Below are 16,978 nucleotides of genomic sequence, written 5' to 3' on the forward strand. Positions count from 1 at the left end.
GGTCAGAAAACTACCAAAAGTAAACAGTTTACATGAAAGTTAGTCTGTTACCAGCAAAAAGATAAGTTTAGAGACCGGATCCTACCTGTGATTGTATTTAGATACCTTATTCGAGAAGTTTTAAAGGCGCAAATTGCAGTACTTTTCGTACTGTTAACTATTTTTATTAGCCAGCATTTCGTGCGCATATTGGCCGACGCCTCAGACGGTGAATTTCCTGCTTCTCTTATCGCCACCTTGATAGGCCTCAACTTACCCTATCTTGTTGTTCTCGTTTTACCTTTAAGTTTGTTCCTTGGGATCCTCATGGCCCACGGTCGCATGTATGCCGAGAATGAAATGGTCATTCTCCACGGTGTTGGCGTAAGTGAATGGTATGTTACCCGAGTAACGTTGATCCTCGCCGTTATCAACATGTTGTTTACTGGCTATTTATCCCTCTATGTCGCGCCTTGGGCCGAGGAGCAACAAAACCAAGTGCTCGAGAAAGCCCAATCCGAAGCGGGTCTTGCCGCATTAGTGCAAGGGCGTTTTCAGGCGAGTCCTAACGGCCGTGCTGTGTTGTTTGTCGAGCGTATCGGCAAGGATAACGACTTGGATAAAGTGTTTGTGGCCCAGTTACCCGACCCAAATGACGAAATTGGTTTAACCAACGTGGTGGTGGCTAAAGGCGGGCGGGTACTGGAAGATCAGAACGGCTCGCAGCAGTTACAGCTCAATGATGGGGTGCGCTATCAGGGCAGCCCACAACAGAAAGACTACCAAATGATTGAGTTTGGTGGCTATAAGATGCAAATCAAAGAGCAACAGGTCGATGAGCGTCGCCGTAAACTCTCTGCATTACCGCTGACTGAATTGATGAAAGTCGAAGGACCTGAAGCCGTGGCTGAGTTCCATTGGCGTTTAGCGATTCCGCTGGCGATTCCTATCATGACACTTATTGCCGTGCCGCTGGCGCGAGTCAATGTGCGCCAAGGTAAATTTGCCAAAATGCTCCCCGCGGTGCTGTTATACCTTGGCTACTTTGGCCTGATGGTCGCGGGACGTAAAGCCTTGCAGGATGGGGTGATCCCACAATATTTAGGCATGTGGTGGATCCATTTGTCGGCACTCATTATGGGGATTTTACTCCTAGGAAAAGACAGACCCTTATTTGCTCGTTTATCGACGGCAATGGCGCGTAAAAAGGTGGCCGCATGAAGATTTTAGACCTTTATATCGCCAGAGTTTTATTAAGCACTTCGGCGCTGTGTTTGCTGGTGCTGACGGGCTTGTCGGGCATCATTAAGTGGGTTGACCAGCTGCGTTTAGTGGGGCGTGGTTCCTACACTATGATGGATGCGGGCATTTATGTGTTATTCCTCGTGCCTCGCGATATTGAAATGTTTTTCCCTATGGCGGTGCTGCTAGGCGCGCTGATCGGCATGGGGATGCTGGCCTCGAACTCTGAGCTAGTAGTGATGCAAGCCTCAGGGATGTCGCGGTTGCAGATCACCTTATCTGCGATGAAAACCGCAGTGCCATTGATGTTGATGGTGATGGCATTGGGTGAGTGGGGCGCGCCAGTGGCCGAGCAAAAGGCCAATGAACTCCAAGCCATTAAACTGTCCGGCGGTAGTTTGATTAAATCCCACCGAGGCATTTGGGCTAAAGACGGCGATTTGTTCGTGAATATTGGTGAAGTCGCCGATATTGATAAGCTGAATAATATTACTTTGTATAAGTTTAACAGTGAGTTAAAGCTTACAAATGTGGTGCATGCCAAGAGCGCTTTGTTCAGTAAGGACAGCTGGCATCTTATGGATGTAAAGCGTACTGACTTAAGCTATGACGAAGTGAAGCTCGAACACTTAGACGAAGATATTTGGCGCTCAAGCCTCACGCCCGACAAACTCAGCGTAGTATCGGTCAAGCCTGAGGCGTTATCGATTCGCGGCTTAATGGGGTACTTAGATTACCTTAAAAATAACAGCCAAGATCCAAGCCGTTACGAATTAGCCCTCTGGCGTAAGGTGATGCAGCCTGTCACTGTTGGGGTGATGATGCTGGTGGCCTTATCCTTTGTGTTTGGGCCGCTGCGGACCGTGACTATGGGGGCGCGGGTGTTGCTTGGGGTGGTTGCTGGGTTTAGCTTCTATATCAGTAACGAGATCTTTGGTCCCATGAGTATGGTGTATGAGTTGCCGGCCTACGTGGGGGCCATCGCGCCGAGTCTGTTATTTACCGGCATTGCCTTCTACTTTATCCGGCGGTGATACACACGGGTAATAAAAAACGACGCCATGGCGTCGTTTTTTATTGGGGCAATGTTAGCTCAATCACGGTTGTGAGGCTTAGGTGCTAGGTTTAAGCGCTATGATTTAACCGCCTGTAGTTTATGCACCATGCCAATTGCGCATTTGGTTGGCTTCCTTAGAAAGAACAACCACTTCAGAGCGGGTCATCATATCCTGTAGTGCGAGTTTATCGTCGTTTATCAGCACCCACAGATTACCAATCCCGAGTAATGACCAGACGATGCGTGCATAGGCGGTGATAAGGCTTAGATTTTGGCCATTAGGATGTTGGATCTTAAGGCGCCAGGCGCGCATCCCGAGAGTTTGACCACCCTTACTCCAAAAAAGCGCATAGAAAGTGCCTACGCAGAGCACTAACCAGAGTTGATAAATCCCATGGTAAATCGGCGTGCCATTGAGGGCGTCGGACACATGTTCAAAGCCATTCATGCTAATCAGGCCCGAGGCTGTGAGTCCGAAGAAAATACCAAAGCCGATGGCGCCAGCAAACATATACACGGCTACTGCGAGCAGCAGATCATAGATCATTGCCCCTAAGCGGCGGAAGAATCCTGCACGGGGAAAGTTAGCATGTTCAGCATTTAACATCTGCAATCCTAATTCTAAATGGATAAATGACGATAAGGCTTAGGCCTCGGGTTCTTCATCACGTACAAAGTGGATATTGCTAAAACCAAAGCGCGCAAATTCGACCTTGCGATAGTCTTTTTCAGCCTTGGCACCTTTGCGTGAGGTCATGGCAATTTGTTGTTCCATCGCGAGAAACTTGGTTAAGTCAATGCCTTCGGCCTCGGCCACAGCTTCGTATAAATCGCGGTGTTTATCATAACTAAAGGCGATGGTTTTCGTCTCACCTTTGAAGGTGTAAGTCACTTGACGCGCCATGATTCTCTCCTGAAAAAGTCCTGAAATAAGTCTGGAATTAGTTAAATTCGCTTCTAAAAATAAAATACACCGCACCGAGGATACACAGGCCAGCCCAGAGATAGTCGAGTTTGAGTGGCTCCTTCATATAGAAATAGGCGAAGGGTACAAACAAGCTTAAGGTGATGACTTCCTGCAGGATTTTTAATTGGCCAACATTCATCACTGTGTAGCCGATGCGGTTAGCGGGCACTTGCAGTAGGTATTCAAATAGGGCGATGCCCCAACTGACTAAGGCGGCAATAATCCAAGGCTTTGAACCTAAGGATTTTAAATGTCCATACCATGCAAAGGTCATAAAAATATTGCTAAGACAGAGTAAACCAATAGTCGTTAGGGTGGGGTTCATCATTCTTCTCGATGATTAAGCTTATAAATCATATACATTGCATCGTCGGTATAGCTGCCAAGGCATTTCTCAATCGCTTTAGGTTTAAAGCCCATTTTACGCCAGTAGCTATCGGCGCCTTGCACCGCAACCAGAGAGAGGGAGCTCAAGTTAAAACGATCCGCGAGCTGCTTTAAGCGCATTAGGGCCTTGGAGCCAGCGCCTAAACCCTGGGCCTTTACCGAGATGGCAATATCGTGCAGATACAAGGTATCGGCTTTAGGTAACTCAGTGATGGGCTCATACAGTGCGGGAGGCATATTGGTGGTCCAAGGATGGGCGAGGCAATAGCCCACCACCGCCTCATTCACCTCAAACACAAAGCAGGATTGAGGTGAGACGTGCCACTTGCTTTGCAATACATGCAGGGGTTCAGGATCCAGTTGGGAGTAACATTCTTCCTGGATCTGTAAAATAGCATCCCAATCCTCTGGGGTGATTGCACGCAGTAACATGGTCGACCTTTTTCCGTCCAAAACAGTGTGAATAAATAAGTTGGGGATTATATACCCAAATCGCAGCAAAAGCTTTGAAACTCGGCAGTGCTGCGATTATCTAGACTGCTTACCACGCTTAGCCCAAATAACGTTGCTTCAAATGTTTAGCAAGATATTGGCTATTGAGCGGTTCGCCAGTGGCTTGAATGATGAGCTCATCCGTTGTCAGTAATGATCCTTTGGACCAAATGTGGCTGCCAAGCCAGTCAAATACTTGGGATAACTGCCCATTATCGATGAGGTTTTCAATCGGGCCTAAGTTTCGCTCCAGCGCAAAACGGCATTGGGCGGCATACATGGCGCCTAAGGTATAACTTGGGAAATATCCCAATTCACCCACGGCCCAATGGATATCCTGCATACAACCATCGCGATAGTTACCATCGGTATTGATCCCAAGCAGTTGTTGCATCTGGCTTGACCAAAAATCGGGAAGGTCATCCACACTCAGGCTACCGTCGATAAAGGCTTTTTCGGCTTCAAAGCGCAATAGAATGTGGCAAGGGTAAGTGACTTCATCGGCATCGACACGGATAAGCCCGGGATTGACTCGGGTATAGTGTCTTGCTAAGTCTTGGGCGCTGAACTCGCAGCCCAAATGCTGTTTAATCAGTGGTTGCAGTTGGCGTAAAAACGCGGGATTGGCACCGAGCTGCATTTCACAAAATAAGCTTTGGCTCTCATGGACGCCCATGGAGCGAGCCAATCCTGCGGGCTGACCACGCCATGGTTTCGGTAAGCCCTGTTCATAACGGGCGTGACCAGTTTCATGCACTATGCCCATGATAGCGCTGCTAAAATCGGCTTCATTATAACGCGTCGTGATGCGCACATCGCTAGGCACTCCACCACAAAATGGGTGGCTGCTGATATCGAGCCTGCCATGGTTAAAATCAAACCCTAAATAGGCCATCACGGCTTGGCCAAGGGCTTGCTGGGCCTTGATTTCGAAGGGGCCATTAAGGGTAAGCTTGGGTTCACTGGCTTGTTTTGCCAGCACATCTTGAATAAGAGAGGGTAACCAAGTTTTTAAGTCGCCAAAGGTTTGTTCGAGCTTTGCCGTGCTCATGCCGGGCTCAAATTTATCGAGCAGGGCATCGTAGGGGGAAATGTTAAGCGCCTGCGCGCGAATTAAGGCTTCTTCCCTCGCGAGGGAGATCACTGCTTTTAGATTCGGTTTAAAACCTTGCCAATCATTGTTTTTGCGTTGCTCGCGCCACGCATTTTCACACTGGTAGGCCATTTTGGTTTTGGCCTGTACTAGCTCGCCGGGTACTAAGGTCGCCTGTTGATACTGATATTGCATTTCCCTCAGATTGGCCTGTTGCTCTGGGCTCAGCGCCTCTTGTGAGGCTCGAGCGAGGTTATCGCCAAGCTCTGGGGCCGTTTTAAGGCTATGGATATGTAATGCCAGTTCTGCCATCGCATCACCACGTTCACTGCCGCCACCGAGGGGCATCATGGCGGCCTGATCCCAATCACCAAGCGCACTAAAATGTTCAAAATGTGAAATTTTCTGGAAATGCGCCGTGAGTTTGTCGTAACTTGGCGTAGGTTCTTTGGTGTTCATAGCGGTATCCATAGACTCAATCTTAAGGTGCTGTCGTTATCTATTAGCACGAAAAAATAACAATAACAGGATGATAATATCATGCAGCCAAAATCACATCACACTAAAACCCTTAAAGCCATGACCATAGCGCTGTTGGTCGGGTTATCCAGTGCCGCCCATGCCGGAGCCGACAGCTTTGCGCCTGGAACCGCCATCCCCGAGTTTGGCCAAGTGGCTAAGGTCGAAAGTACTCTTGCTATCCCCGCTGGGATGAAGTTTAAGGTGGCATTTGATATGAGTAAGGCGGCCGATGTCGGCCAAGTGAATCGTCAGCTCGATAGCCTTGCCCGTTTTATCAATATGCACGTGGCTGCTGGCGTGAAAGAAAGCGATATTGAGCTAGCGATGGTGGTGCATGGCAGTGCCGTTGGCGATTTAGCCGACGATAGTTTTTATGCCAAGCAGCATAACGGGGCGCCAAACCCCAATAAAGCCTTAGTGAAAACCTTAGTAGCCCATGGGGTAAAATTTTATATCTGTGGTCAGAGCGCCGCTTATTTTGACTTACACAACGCCTCTTTGTTACCGGGTGTCGATATGGCCCTGTCCGCGATGACGGCCCATGCGATTCTAGCGCAGCAGGGATTTAGTCAAAATCCGTTTTAGGGTAAATTTTTGTTTGGAAACTAGGCTCGCCTTGCTATTCTGTCACTCGTAAGTTGATAATTACAGTGAAATAAATGGAATGCTGTATCGTTCAAGGAGATGACTATGTGGGCGTTTTTAGTTGAACAGCCTAACCTACCTTACACTATTGCCTTCGCCTGCGTGCTTGTCCTTGGTGTGTTTGAAGCCTTAGCCCTAGTGATAGGGTTAAGCATGATGAGTGCGCTCGACCAATGGGTACCCGCCGATGTGGATTATGATGCCGAGATTGGCGGTACTGGCCTGACGGGGATTGCGGGCTGGTTGTGTCTAAATCGATTACCCTTACTTATCTGGTTTGTGCTGGCACTGACCAGCTTTGCGATTGTCGGTTATATTGCAAATTACCTGAGCCTGCTTTTCACGGGCGTCTTGTTACCCCAACTCTTTACCTTACCAATTGCCGTGGTTGGTAGTGCGTTTGCCTGTCGCTATCTCGGGCGGATCTTGGCCGATCTGCTCCCTAAGAATGAGTCAACCGCCATATCCCTTGATGATTTAAGCGGTTATGTCGGCACTATCACCTTAGGCTGTGCCATGAAGGGCATGCCATCGGAAGCCGTGGTGCGCGATAAACATCAACAAAAACATTATGTATTAGTCGAACCCGAAACCTCGGGTATCGAGTTTGCCAGCGGCACGCAAGTGGTGCTGCTAAAACGAGAAGGAAGAGTCTGGTCTGCGACTCGCTTTGATAATTAATTTTCCAAAGCCATTAACGAAAAAGGAAAGCAAATGGATGTGTTAAACGATGTAACCAGTTCGAGCAACTTCGTGTTGTTAGTTGCCGGAATGGTATTGATTGGCCTGATTGTGATTGGTCTGATTTTCGCCAAGTTATATAAACGTGCGACGAAGGAAATGGCCTTTGTACGTACGGGTTTTGGTGGTGAAAAAATTATTAAGGACGGCGGCGCAATCGTCTTACCCGTGCTGCATGAAACCATCGCAGTAAATATGAATACCCTGCGTATCGAAGTGGAGAAAACCCAAAAAGATGCGCTGATCACTAAGGATAGAATGCGCGTCGATGTGAAGGCCGACTTCTATCTGCGTGTGGCGCCCAATGCTGAAGGCATTTCAATGGCGGCACAAACCTTAGGTACCCGTACCACGCGTGTGGAAGAGCTGAAAAAGCTGATGGAATCTAAGTTTGTTGACGTGTTACGTGCGGTCGCGGCGGAAATGACCATGACAGAAATGCACGAGCAGCGCGCCGATTTTGTGCAGCGGGTACAGAATAACGTCGCCAACGATCTCGAGAAAAACGGGCTAGAACTCGAATCCGTTTCGTTGACGGGGTTTGACCAGACTGATCTGCAATTCTTTAATGAAAACAATGCATTCGACGCCGAAGGCCGTGCGCGTTTAGCCAAGATCATCGAAGAAAAACGTAAAGAGACCAACGATATCCAGCAGGAAAACCGCATCAAGATCGAGCAGCGTAACCTAGAGGCTGAAAAAGAATCGCTGGAGATTGAAAAGGCCGAAGAAGAAGCGCGTTTGGTGCAGCAACAGTCACTCGAATTTAAGCGTGCCGAGCAAAAAGCGGAAATTATTAAGCAAAAAGAAAACAAGTCCCGTGAAGAACGCGAAGCCGAGATTGCCAAAGAGCGCGCAATCGAAACTGCGGAAATCGAAAAGACTAAAGACATCGAAACCCGTGAGATTGAAAAGCGCAAATCTATCGAACAGGCCCGTATTCAGCAGCAACGTGATATCGAAGTCGCCGAGCAGGAAAAACACATCGCGGTAGCCGCGAAGTCGGAAGAAGAGTCTGCCGCCCGTGCCCGCGCCGCTGAAGCGGAAAAAACCAAGGTAGAGAAAGAAGAAGCGGTTATTACGGTGCGCCAAGTGGCTGAGGCGAATCGTCGTAAAGAGATTGAAGTAATCGATGCGCGCAAAGAAGCGGAGCGCGATGCGGTGGGCGTGACTGTGCAAGCCGAGGCGGAAAAACGTGCCGCCGAAGATAGATCGAGCGCGATTCTGATTGAAGCCCGTGCCAGTGCCGATGCCAAAAAACTGCAAGCCGAGGCCGACGAGAAGGTCTATGCGGTAGAAGCGGCGGGTAAACAAGCTCTGTACGAAGCCGAAAACGTGCTGCGTGATGAGCAAATTGCGCTGCAAAAATCCCTCGCTATATTAAAAGCACTGCCTGAAATTGTCGCGCAGGCGGTTAAACCATTAGAAAACATTGAAGGTATTAAAATTCTTCAAGGTTATGGCACAGGTAATCAATTGGCATCGGGAGCTGATGGCGCTATCGCGCATCAAGGCGGTATCGCCGAGCAAGTGACCAGCGCCGCGTTAAACTACCGCGCCAATGCACCTGTGGTGGATGCCATGCTGCGGGAGTTGGGCTTAGTGCAATCTGAGTCTGGCACCTTAAACGACCTGCTCAATGGTAATAATGCCTTAACTACCGAAGCCTTAAATGTAGTGAAGTCGGCGAATAGCGGATTAAATGGTTATAGCCAGCAACATACTGTGATAGAGCCAAAGATAAGTAATTGATATTAATGGTTTAGATTAAAGCGCCTGCGGGCGCTTTTTTAATGCCTGAAACTGCTGCGCCAATTTGTAGTATTCCACTATTACCCTAAATTTAATGGTCGGAGTAGAGTGAAATCCGATGTTGCGTTTTCCCTTATCGAATAAAAGGAGTTTCTCATGGCCAATATTTTGATCATCGCCGGTGATTTTGTGGAAGATTATGAGCTAATGGTGCCGTTCCAAGCCCTGCAAATGGTGGGTCACAGCGTAACGGTTGTCTGCCCTGATAAAGTGGCGGGGCAAACCATTAAAACGGCTATCCATGACTTTGAAGGCGACCAAACCTATACCGAAAAACCAGGGCACTTATTTGCCTTAAATGGCAACTTTGCCGGTACCAACGCCAGTGATTACGATGCGCTGCTGCTTCCCGGTGGCCGTGCGCCTGAGTATTTACGCCTAAACCCAGCGGTGATTGACTTAGTGGCGGGATTTGCTGCCCAAGATAAACCCATAGCGGCCATTTGCCATGGCGCGCAGTTACTGACGGCGGCCGATGTGGTACGCGGTAAGAAAGTGTCTGCCTATCCAGCTTGTGCGCCTGAGGTGAAACAAGCGGGCGCCGAGTATTGCGAGATTGAGGTGACGGCGGCAATCACCGATGGCAAGTTAGTCACGGCCCCCGCCTGGCCTGCGCATCCTGCATGGTTGGCGCAGTTTAACAAGTTATTGAATTAACGATATTCATCTAGCGTTATTTATGGCATAACAGTTCGGGTAGGGCTTAATACCAATCGTATTAAATATCTGTTCATTCAGCGGGAGTAAAACGGGCTTTAGACAAGGCGAAGGCTTGAAGGCATAGTTGCGCTCTGTCGAAAGCCTTAAACGCAGTATAAAGCACGTTCAACCCCGCCCTTCGGGAGCCTCACAGGCATCTCACTCCGGTGTTACATTGACTTAAAAGGGAATAACCATTTCTTCGTCAATGCGCCTTGGATTGAGATGCCTGTGAGGCTCTGAACTGATTAGATATTTAATGTGATTGGTATAAGTTGAGTATTCGCTGGGGACTTAAGCTAAGCGCAATGCGAGAGCTTAGCGCAATCGCCGCTTGGGGAGTGATATAGTGTGTGAAATCTATTCCGGTGCAGAACCCGAACTGTTTGAACTCAAAACCCGCTCCATTCGAATCGATGGGGTCGTGACGAGCGTGCGGCTCGAGGCGATTTTTTGGCAGATTATTGAAGAGATTGCCGAAGATGCCGAGCTGAGTGTGGCGGTGTTTTTAACCCGAATTTACCGTGAAGTGTTAACTCGCCACGGAGAAGTGGCAAACTTTGCCTCTTTATTGCGGGTTGCCTGCACCACCCATCTTAATCAGGGGCAGCGTTTGGTGTTAAAACCTAAGGTTGCGCTAAACGCAAAATCCTCTTAAATACCCATCTCATCTTTATGATTTACAAAAACTAAGCTTGTCACGTTATTGCAGAGCTAGTTTCTTGTGAGCACCTAAAAACATGAGCTTTTATCGGTTTAGCTCGCAAAGGCTTGGGTGTATTTTTGGATAATCTGTTCCACTTTTCCATCGGCTTTTAGCTGTGCGATCGCCTGATTGAGGGCTGGCAGTAGATCGGCATGCTCCTTACGTAGCCTTAGCACCAATACACCATCGGAATGCACCGCGGCCAATCCTACGGGGATCTTAAGCTTGTTCGACCAATATAAGGCGGGATAGTTACCCGAGATAATGGCCGTGATGCGGTGTTTATCCAATGCCTTAATCAGCTCTTGCTCCGAGGTAAAATCGACACGGATAAACTCCTTGTCATCGTGGTACAAATATCCCCTGACGGTACCGATTTGCTTACCTTTAATTTCAGTGACTTCCTTAAAGGATTCGACATTCTCGGGTCTGGTCACCACGTATTCTGTGATGGGCATAATGGGATCGGATTTAACAAATAAGGGGCCAAAGTCTTGATCCGTAAACCAACTTGGGCTGACCACATCAAAGTCTAACTGGCCGGTTTCAAGGGCGTTGTTCGTCCGTTTGGGTGGTAAGGACAGGTTTTCACCCTCGATATTGGCTAAGGATAAAATCAGTGGAATTAACTCAGATACCATGCCGGGAGCTTCGGGCTGATTCGCAATAAAATAGGGATACCAAGAATAGGAGCCGGTGATGTTGTACTTGAGTAGTTGGGCAAAGGAAGGCGGTGTAAACAACAGAAGTAATAAAACGGCGTGAGCTCGCCAACGATAGAGAATACGTCCTTTACCCATCTTATCCTTCACTCCTTGGTTGAACGAGCTTCGCGGTGACTGCGCTATATCTTACCTAGTCATTGTGAAAAATTTGTTATCTATAGCGCAGTTTCCCTATTCAAGCAGCTTTTTGGGCTTAAGCCAAGAGTAGGCACAAGGCGGGCAGCTGATTGTGCGGGTAAATTTGAAATGTCTTATGATGCTTAATCAGGCTAGTTTTCTTATTGCCTTGGCTTATCAGCAAACCATGGGAGAGGGCGATTTGAGTCAACAGCTGCTCATCGGCACGAACATATAAGTTGATAGGCTTGATAAGCTGATTCTCTTGAATATGTTGAGTAAATTCTTTTACATCAATAACTAAGCTCGATTGTCCATCGGCGTCCAGCTTAAGCTTAGTGTTAATTTCAGTGTCGGTAAACACTAGCCATTCGAGTTGGGTTAACTCGGCAATCATAGCGTTTAATGCCGTACCTAACTCCACGTGTGAGTTTTCAACGCTCTGATATTGATGAACAATTCTCTCTAATAACCGCTTAAGTTCGGCGCCAGCACCTTGACTACGTGCCATACGGATCCATACCGCGAGATCGTCTGCCACCAGTTTCGAGAAACGCTTCTCTTTGAGCGCCTCAACCATCCAGTTACACAGAAAATGACTCTCCTGCGCGGCAGTTCGTTGGGCTTTTTTAGCTTGGGCTGAGGCGGTTAAATCGGCAAGACCTGCGCGGGCGAGTTCGAGTACGGCTTGGTTATAGGTTTGAGAATTCATTGTGGCTCCGCCGCGGGCTAAAGGATTGATCTAATGGAACGTGTGGTATCGATTGCGGCCAAGCTAGTTTAGCAAAGCAGCCGCTAAATCGATAACGATTCTTAGCGGCTGCTTAGATGAGGGATAGATTATTCTGGCGAACCCACGAGGCTGGCGGCTGTCAGAATCAACTTAGGCGTGGGTCTCACCTTATAGTTGGGATTCACATATTGGAAATGGATTAATCCTTGAGTGTCGGCGATATAAATTGCCGGAACAGGCAGAACTAAGCGCTTATCGCCTTCGGGCGTTGTCCACAGTGGGTTATCCAGTTTTAAGCGACTCAAATAAGTATCAGTGACTTGTTTGCTAGTGTAAAAGGCAAGACCAAAGGCTTGCGATGCCTGCATTTTTTCATCGGAAAGTAGCTGGTATTTAAGCTCGTTTTTAGCGGCCGATGCCTTTAACTGTGCGGGCGTATCAGGGGAAATCCCCACCAGTTGAAAGCCCATGTCGATAAGTTTAGGTTCGATGGCTTTGAGCTGACCCATTTGGTTGTTGCAAAACGGACACCAGCCGCCACGGTAAAAGAAGAAAATGGTTGGCTTTTGTGCTGTTAATTTCGCTAAATCAACACTTTGGCCATTCATGTCTTGCAAAGTGATTGTGGGGATGTGCTCGCCATTGAGCAATGGGCTAACCGAATATTCATCCTTGGCGATAGGTTGAGCTAACGTGGTAAAACTGCCGAGCAATAGGCTGGTGGTCAGTAAAAAGCGCTGTAGTAGGGACTGCATCAGTCATCTCTCCGTATTATTTGGTTATTCTTTTTAATCAAGCGATTGAGCCAGGCTTGAGTCTTTGAGCCGGTCTAGGTTGTGGTGATACAGATAAGAACGGCTAATGGGCCAATTTATTGCAGTTTTAGTGGCATCTTTTATTAAGGAGTATGAATTAATCGTTAGCGTGGTGGTGCGCTGTGGTGTGACTCAAGGGTGTGGTGGAGAAGCATGTAGTGATACTATTGCTTGCATGTTCATAGGTTACAGAGCAATTCACTCAATTTTTCAATAGGAAGCAGTAAATGGATAAGGGATTATTTAACGCATTAAAGAAAGTCTATTATAAAAAGTCCTACCGCAAAGATGAGCATGGCTATCAGCAAAGAATCGATAATGGCGATGTGTTCGATGTCGATACGGGAACCTCTATCTACTCCTATCAAGGCCTATCTGATACCGAAATCGCATTGATTGAACAGAATGGCTATCCGGTTAACGACAGGGTTAAGCTGAGTCATGATGATGTGGTGCTTGGCTATAAAGCGATACTAAAGCAGCCTAATCTTTCCCTCGAAAATTTACTGGCGGCCTATTTATGTGGTTTTTCGAGTTTCCCCCGCGGTCGTCAACCAATTCTCAGCTATCTGTTTGCTAAGGCGCTACCAGAACATTCGATGGCAACCGATAGTGACATTTGTCCTGTGTGTTCCATCAAGCGCGTTAACTGGATTGAGCAGGGGCAAGAAATCTTTTCCTGTTACGCTGGCAGTGTGTGGAACGAGCGCTGGGCGCACAAACTCATAGAATTACAAGAATTTTGTACGCTATCGCCTTGTAAACCAAGCGCTGAGGATGTGGCCATCTTCAGTGCTTTAATTGAGGCAATTCGTCAGGCTCCTGCGGATGAAACACCTGGAAAACTCGAGCAAAGAGTGAAGAAAGCCAAGATTATCCCTAAATTTAATAAGTACAGTTTCCGTGGTCAGCTGATGGTATTGGCAGAGCTTGGCATTATGCCGAATCCCTATGTTGCACCGCTCTACGAGACTTTTACGCCATTTGAGGATATCTGCAATATCAAATATCCCGGCAGTATTCGCTCCGATATCATCTTACCGCTTGCGGGCTGGCGCGGCGAAAATCCCATTGATGAGGCTCGACTTAAGCAATTGTTTGCAAAGTATCTCTAAGTTTGTTGTCTCTTCGGCGTTAGGGGGGCTGTTTACCTTTAATCGGCGCAGTTTGAGGGGAAGTAGGCTTGAGTACTTGTACAATGGATAAAACGTGAGTTAGAACCGACGGGGTTAATGAGGGAACTCATGTTGAATTTGATAGTAGATTGAACAACTTATATAGGCTTGTGATTGAACTTAAACGGGTCTAGGATAAATCTCGAGTAGCGTGACTCGCATTTGTTGGCATCTGGATAGATAAGCTATTGGCTGTTGATAGATGAGCTCGGATTTTTACATTATTTCAAGTCTATACAAGGAGTTGTTGATGAAGAAAGTACTGTTTTCCCTCGCTGCAATCATGACGAGCCAAGTCGTTTTTGCACAATCTATTTCGGATAAAAATGCTCAGGATGCATTTATCTATGGTTACTCGATAGATGAAGCCTATAAATTTTTCTACGAAACTGCAGTTAAAACCGATACTCCGCTGAACCGCTTCCAAAATATTCGTCATATTGCCGACGATACCTACACAGCTCACCCCACCATTAACAACGATACCCTGCACTTAATGGGATGGTTGGACGTGGCTGCTGAGCCTGTGATCGTGAGCGTGCCCGATATGGATAAAGGACGTTATTGGATCCTCCATACTATGGATATGGGCCATTACACCACCTCCATGATTGGCTCTCGTTTAAGGGGCAACGAGGGCGGCCACTTTATGTTTGCCGCCCGTTCATGGAAAGGCGATGTGCCAGCCAGCGTGGACGAAGTGATTTATGTGGATTCGAATCTGATCAAGCTGATGGGCCGCATTATGGCTGTTGGCAAGGAAGATGAGAAAGTCGCGTTAAATTATATGGATGACTGGAATATCCGCACTTTGTCTGCCTATCTTGGTGTGGCTGGCCCTAAACCTAAGGAGCGCACTTACCCCGATCCCGAGAAGACCAATTGGCTGCAACGGGTCAACTATATGCTCTGCGATGGTGATATGGGCACGGCCGATAAGCAATGGTTAGATCAGTTTAAGGATATTGGTCTGGTCCCCTGTAAGGAGGATTTAACGACCGCCCAAATCGCTGCCGCTAAGGTCGGTGAAACGTTAGGGATGAAACATATCATCGACTTAGCGCCAAAAATGACCAATGCGGGTAAGTTATTAGGTACCCGTGAGCAATTGAGTGACGGTGCGCGCGATCTCTTCGCCGAAGGCACTTATCTTGGTCAGTGGGGATTGCCACCCGATGAGTCGGTTTATCTGAAGGAGGAAAAGGGCGATGACGGTAAAAATCTCAACGGTTCAAATGGCAAAAAATACCTGATGCACTTTAAGGCGCCCGAGGTGAGTCAATTCTGGTCGTTTACTGTGTATGGATCGGATAATCGTTTAATGGCGCACAATGAGATTAACCGCCACAGCCGCGGCGATCGTACTCTTAAACCCGGCGCCGATGGCATGTATACCATCGAATTGAGCGCTAAAGGGGATGAGAGCAACAGCAATTGGCTGCCGATTCCTGAAAAGGATGCCTATATTATTATGCGCATGTACGGCCCTAATAAGGAAATCCAAGAGGGCAAGTATCCTTTCCCTAAAATTCAAGTGGTTAAGTGATATAAAGACCATAATTGGCTCAATAAAAAAGCGTCCACTAGGACGCTTTTTTATTGGATAGGTGATAGTTCACTCTATTTACTTAAGCTTTTTCGCCTTACTTGGGGCTTGGCCAACCTTCATCTTCACGCGGCGGCCCTGCATGCTTTTCTCGGCGATGATCTGCTCGCTAACGTTGTCGAGTCTCTGTTGTTTCTTAGCAAAACTACGACGGGTTTGTAGCTGCTTTAACAGCAAGTCGCGGCTACCGACTTCGTATCCAGGCACGGTAATGCGGCGAATTTTTTGGCCGATTAGCTTTTCAATATCAGCGAGTGTGCGCTCTTCTTCACGGCTCACAAATGAAATCGCAACCCCAGATTTACCCGCGCGGCCAGTGCGACCAATACGGTGCACATAGTCTTCGGCAAGGAAAGGTAAGTCGAAGTTGACCACATACTCAAGGCTTGGAATGTCTAAGCCACGGGCGGCGACTTCGGTGGCGACTAATACGCGCACTTTGCCTGAGACAAACTCACGCAGCGCGCGGCGACGGCTACCTTGTGCCTTTTCACCGTGGACGACTTCAGAGGGAATACCATCTAAATTCAATTCTTTCACTAAGGTGTCGGCCGCATCGCGCGTCGCGGTAAAGACCAACACTTGTTGCCAGTTCTTCTTACCAATCAGTTCGGATAAGAGTTCGCGCTTACGGCGCTGCTCAACCGGATACACTACTTGGCTCACGGTATCTGCGGTGGTGTTTTGCTTATCGGCGCTGATCACCTGAGGCTTGACCATCATGTCGTTAGCCAGTTTTTTCACCGCACTCGAGAAGGTGGCTGAGAATAATAGGTTTTGACGCTTCTTATTCACCGCTTGAAGGATTTTTTGAATATCTGCATTAAAGCCCATGTCTAACATACGGTCGGCTTCATCGAGCACTAAAAAGTCGATGCTAGAGAGGCTTAAATTACAGGCGGTCAGGTGTTCGAGTAAGCGTCCTGGCGTGGCGACAATAATATCGGCACCGCGTTTTAGTTTTTGCGCCTGAGTCTCAACCTTTACACCACCGTAAATGGTTAATACGCTGAAATTTAAATACTTGCTGTAGGCTTCAACGTTGTCGGCGACTTGAGCTGTGAGCTCACGAGTCGGCGTGAGGATTAATACCCGCGCGTTCGATTTTAGGGTCTCGCTAGGGTTTTCTACCATCTTTTGCAGTATCGGCAGGGCGAATGCCGCCGTTTTGCCCGTACCTGTTTGCGCACTAGCCAGCACATCTTGCCCGCGGCGGATGGCGGGGATCGCTTGCTGCTGAATAGGTGTCATTTTTTGATAACCGCAATCTGAGATAGCGCGTAAAATCTCGGGGCAAAAACTAAAAGATTCAAATCTCATTTTGGATTCCTGTCAGTCACTTATTCAATCATTCAAGCGCATCTTCTATTGTTGAAAGCGCACTCTGCTGCACTTTATTCATTACAACAGCGCTTCACTACAAGAGTGCTTCAAACCTATGCACTTGCTTACGCATTTCCGCCAC

At 47.8% G+C, this 16,978-nt stretch carries 18 protein-coding genes; 9 read left to right on the forward strand and 9 right to left on the reverse strand.

Annotated features, from left to right (window positions below; all coding sequences use genetic code 11):
• The first annotated feature begins 87 nt into the window (after positions 1–87).
• The gene (gene lptF, locus M0415_RS00825; RefSeq protein WP_011623577.1) at positions 88–1,200 is read left to right on the forward strand and encodes an LPS export ABC transporter permease LptF; all 1,113 of its coding nucleotides are present in this window, start codon (positions 88–90) and stop codon (positions 1,198–1,200) included.
• The gene (gene lptG / locus M0415_RS00830) at positions 1,197–2,255 is read left to right on the forward strand and encodes an LPS export ABC transporter permease LptG (protein ID WP_011717857.1); all 1,059 of its coding nucleotides are present in this window, start codon (positions 1,197–1,199) and stop codon (positions 2,253–2,255) included. Before lptF ends, lptG begins: the two co-directional genes overlap by 4 nt.
• A 120-nt stretch (positions 2,256–2,375) precedes the next feature.
• Here lptG and M0415_RS00835 read toward each other — a convergent pair whose 3' ends face one another.
• The 5 genes from M0415_RS00835 to M0415_RS00855 all read right to left on the reverse strand — a co-directional run bounded on the left by M0415_RS00835 (position 2,376) and on the right by M0415_RS00855 (position 5,676).
• Positions 2,376–2,885 carry an RDD family protein gene (locus M0415_RS00835; RefSeq protein WP_011717856.1) on the reverse strand — a complete coding sequence of 170 codons (510 nt, stop codon included), beginning with the start codon at positions 2,883–2,885 and terminating at the stop codon, positions 2,376–2,378.
• 39 nt (positions 2,886–2,924) lie between these two features.
• Positions 2,925–3,182: a DUF2960 domain-containing protein gene (locus M0415_RS00840; protein ID WP_011626864.1), complete on the reverse strand. Its 258-nt coding sequence runs from the start codon at positions 3,180–3,182 to the stop codon at positions 2,925–2,927.
• Between the two features lie 37 nt (positions 3,183–3,219).
• Complete coding sequence (locus M0415_RS00845) at positions 3,220–3,570, reverse strand: DMT family protein (protein ID WP_037415674.1); 351 nt, start codon at positions 3,568–3,570, stop codon at positions 3,220–3,222.
• Entirely contained in the window at positions 3,570–4,064 is a 495-nt protein-coding gene (locus M0415_RS00850) for a GNAT family N-acetyltransferase (protein ID WP_086903317.1), read from the reverse strand. Before M0415_RS00850 ends, M0415_RS00845 begins: the two co-directional genes overlap by 1 nt.
• 118 nt (positions 4,065–4,182) lie before the next feature.
• A complete protein-coding gene (locus M0415_RS00855; protein ID WP_086903318.1) occupies positions 4,183–5,676 on the reverse strand; it encodes a carboxypeptidase M32 in 1,494 nt (497 codons plus the stop codon).
• A gap of 81 nt (positions 5,677–5,757) precedes the next feature.
• Here M0415_RS00855 and M0415_RS00860 point away from each other — a divergent pair, with 81 nt between their 5' ends.
• The 5 genes from M0415_RS00860 (at position 5,758) to M0415_RS00880 (ending at position 10,294) form a co-directional block, all read left to right on the forward strand.
• Complete coding sequence (locus M0415_RS00860; protein WP_086903319.1) at positions 5,758–6,324, forward strand: DsrE family protein; 567 nt, start codon at positions 5,758–5,760, stop codon at positions 6,322–6,324.
• A 105-nt stretch (positions 6,325–6,429) separates the two neighbouring features.
• Positions 6,430–7,065, forward strand: a complete 636-nt coding sequence (locus tag M0415_RS00865; protein ID WP_011717852.1) for a YqiJ family protein — start codon at positions 6,430–6,432, stop codon at positions 7,063–7,065.
• A 33-nt stretch (positions 7,066–7,098) separates the two neighbouring features.
• Complete coding sequence (locus M0415_RS00870) at positions 7,099–8,877, forward strand: flotillin family protein (RefSeq protein WP_249555978.1); 1,779 nt, start codon at positions 7,099–7,101, stop codon at positions 8,875–8,877.
• 156 nt (positions 8,878–9,033) lie between these two features.
• The gene (locus M0415_RS00875) at positions 9,034–9,594 is read left to right on the forward strand and encodes a DJ-1/PfpI family protein (protein ID WP_023268188.1); all 561 of its coding nucleotides are present in this window, start codon (positions 9,034–9,036) and stop codon (positions 9,592–9,594) included.
• A gap of 391 nt (positions 9,595–9,985) precedes the next feature.
• A complete protein-coding gene (locus M0415_RS00880) occupies positions 9,986–10,294 on the forward strand; it encodes a ribbon-helix-helix domain-containing protein (protein WP_037416089.1) in 309 nt (102 codons plus the stop codon).
• A 98-nt stretch (positions 10,295–10,392) separates the two neighbouring features.
• Here M0415_RS00880 and M0415_RS00885 read toward each other — a convergent pair whose 3' ends face one another.
• The 3 genes from M0415_RS00885 to M0415_RS00895 all read right to left on the reverse strand — a co-directional run bounded on the left by M0415_RS00885 (position 10,393) and on the right by M0415_RS00895 (position 12,672).
• The gene (locus tag M0415_RS00885) at positions 10,393–11,142 is read right to left on the reverse strand and encodes a substrate-binding periplasmic protein (protein ID WP_249555977.1); all 750 of its coding nucleotides are present in this window, start codon (positions 11,140–11,142) and stop codon (positions 10,393–10,395) included.
• Positions 11,143–11,260: 118 nt separating this feature from the next.
• A complete protein-coding gene (locus tag M0415_RS00890) occupies positions 11,261–11,896 on the reverse strand; it encodes a DUF2913 family protein (RefSeq protein ID WP_249555976.1) in 636 nt (211 codons plus the stop codon).
• 128 nt (positions 11,897–12,024) lie between these two features.
• A complete protein-coding gene (locus tag M0415_RS00895; protein WP_249555975.1) occupies positions 12,025–12,672 on the reverse strand; it encodes a peroxiredoxin-like family protein in 648 nt (215 codons plus the stop codon).
• A gap of 287 nt (positions 12,673–12,959) precedes the next feature.
• Here M0415_RS00895 and M0415_RS00900 point away from each other — a divergent pair, with 287 nt between their 5' ends.
• On the forward strand, positions 12,960–13,847 hold the full coding sequence (locus M0415_RS00900; RefSeq protein WP_249555973.1) for a hypothetical protein: 888 nt from the start codon (positions 12,960–12,962) through the stop codon (positions 13,845–13,847).
• A gap of 310 nt (positions 13,848–14,157) precedes the next feature.
• Positions 14,158–15,453, forward strand: coding sequence for a DUF1254 domain-containing protein (locus tag M0415_RS00905; protein ID WP_249555972.1), 1,296 nt, complete (start codon positions 14,158–14,160; stop codon positions 15,451–15,453).
• Positions 15,454–15,531: 78 nt separating this feature from the next.
• Here the strand turns inward: M0415_RS00905 and M0415_RS00910 are convergent, their stop codons facing one another.
• Complete coding sequence (locus M0415_RS00910; RefSeq protein ID WP_249555971.1) at positions 15,532–16,833, reverse strand: DEAD/DEAH box helicase; 1,302 nt, start codon at positions 16,831–16,833, stop codon at positions 15,532–15,534.
• Between the last annotated feature and the right edge of the window lie 145 nt (positions 16,834–16,978).

This window comes from Shewanella sp. 10B, from assembly GCF_023475885.1.
Taxonomy (GTDB): Bacteria; Pseudomonadota; Gammaproteobacteria; order Enterobacterales; family Shewanellaceae; genus Shewanella; species Shewanella mangrovisoli.

Bases quoted from the DNA above. Each gene is read 5' to 3' on its own strand.
- lptG (WP_011717857.1), top strand. From the start codon at position 1,197: ATGAAGATTTTAGACCTTTATATCGCCAGAGTTTTATTAAGCACTTCG.
- M0415_RS00835 (WP_011717856.1), bottom strand. From the start codon at position 2,885: ATGTTAAATGCTGAACATGCTAACTTTCCCCGTGCAGGATTCTTCCGC.
- M0415_RS00840 (WP_011626864.1), bottom strand. From the start codon at position 3,182: ATGGCGCGTCAAGTGACTTACACCTTCAAAGGTGAGACGAAAACCATC.
- M0415_RS00845 (WP_037415674.1), bottom strand. From the start codon at position 3,570: ATGAACCCCACCCTAACGACTATTGGTTTACTCTGTCTTAGCAATATT.
- M0415_RS00850 (WP_086903317.1), bottom strand. From the start codon at position 4,064: ATGTTACTGCGTGCAATCACCCCAGAGGATTGGGATGCTATTTTACAG.
- M0415_RS00855 (WP_086903318.1), bottom strand. From the start codon at position 5,676: ATGAACACCAAAGAACCTACGCCAAGTTACGACAAACTCACGGCGCAT.
- M0415_RS00860 (WP_086903319.1), top strand. From the start codon at position 5,758: ATGCAGCCAAAATCACATCACACTAAAACCCTTAAAGCCATGACCATA.
- M0415_RS00865 (WP_011717852.1), top strand. From the start codon at position 6,430: ATGTGGGCGTTTTTAGTTGAACAGCCTAACCTACCTTACACTATTGCC.
- M0415_RS00870 (WP_249555978.1), top strand. From the start codon at position 7,099: ATGGATGTGTTAAACGATGTAACCAGTTCGAGCAACTTCGTGTTGTTA.
- M0415_RS00875 (WP_023268188.1), top strand. From the start codon at position 9,034: ATGGCCAATATTTTGATCATCGCCGGTGATTTTGTGGAAGATTATGAG.
- M0415_RS00885 (WP_249555977.1), bottom strand. From the start codon at position 11,142: ATGGGTAAAGGACGTATTCTCTATCGTTGGCGAGCTCACGCCGTTTTA.
- M0415_RS00890 (WP_249555976.1), bottom strand. From the start codon at position 11,896: ATGAATTCTCAAACCTATAACCAAGCCGTACTCGAACTCGCCCGCGCA.
- M0415_RS00895 (WP_249555975.1), bottom strand. From the start codon at position 12,672: ATGCAGTCCCTACTACAGCGCTTTTTACTGACCACCAGCCTATTGCTC.
- M0415_RS00900 (WP_249555973.1), top strand. From the start codon at position 12,960: ATGGATAAGGGATTATTTAACGCATTAAAGAAAGTCTATTATAAAAAG.
- M0415_RS00905 (WP_249555972.1), top strand. From the start codon at position 14,158: ATGAAGAAAGTACTGTTTTCCCTCGCTGCAATCATGACGAGCCAAGTC.
- M0415_RS00910 (WP_249555971.1), bottom strand. From the start codon at position 16,833: ATGAGATTTGAATCTTTTAGTTTTTGCCCCGAGATTTTACGCGCTATC.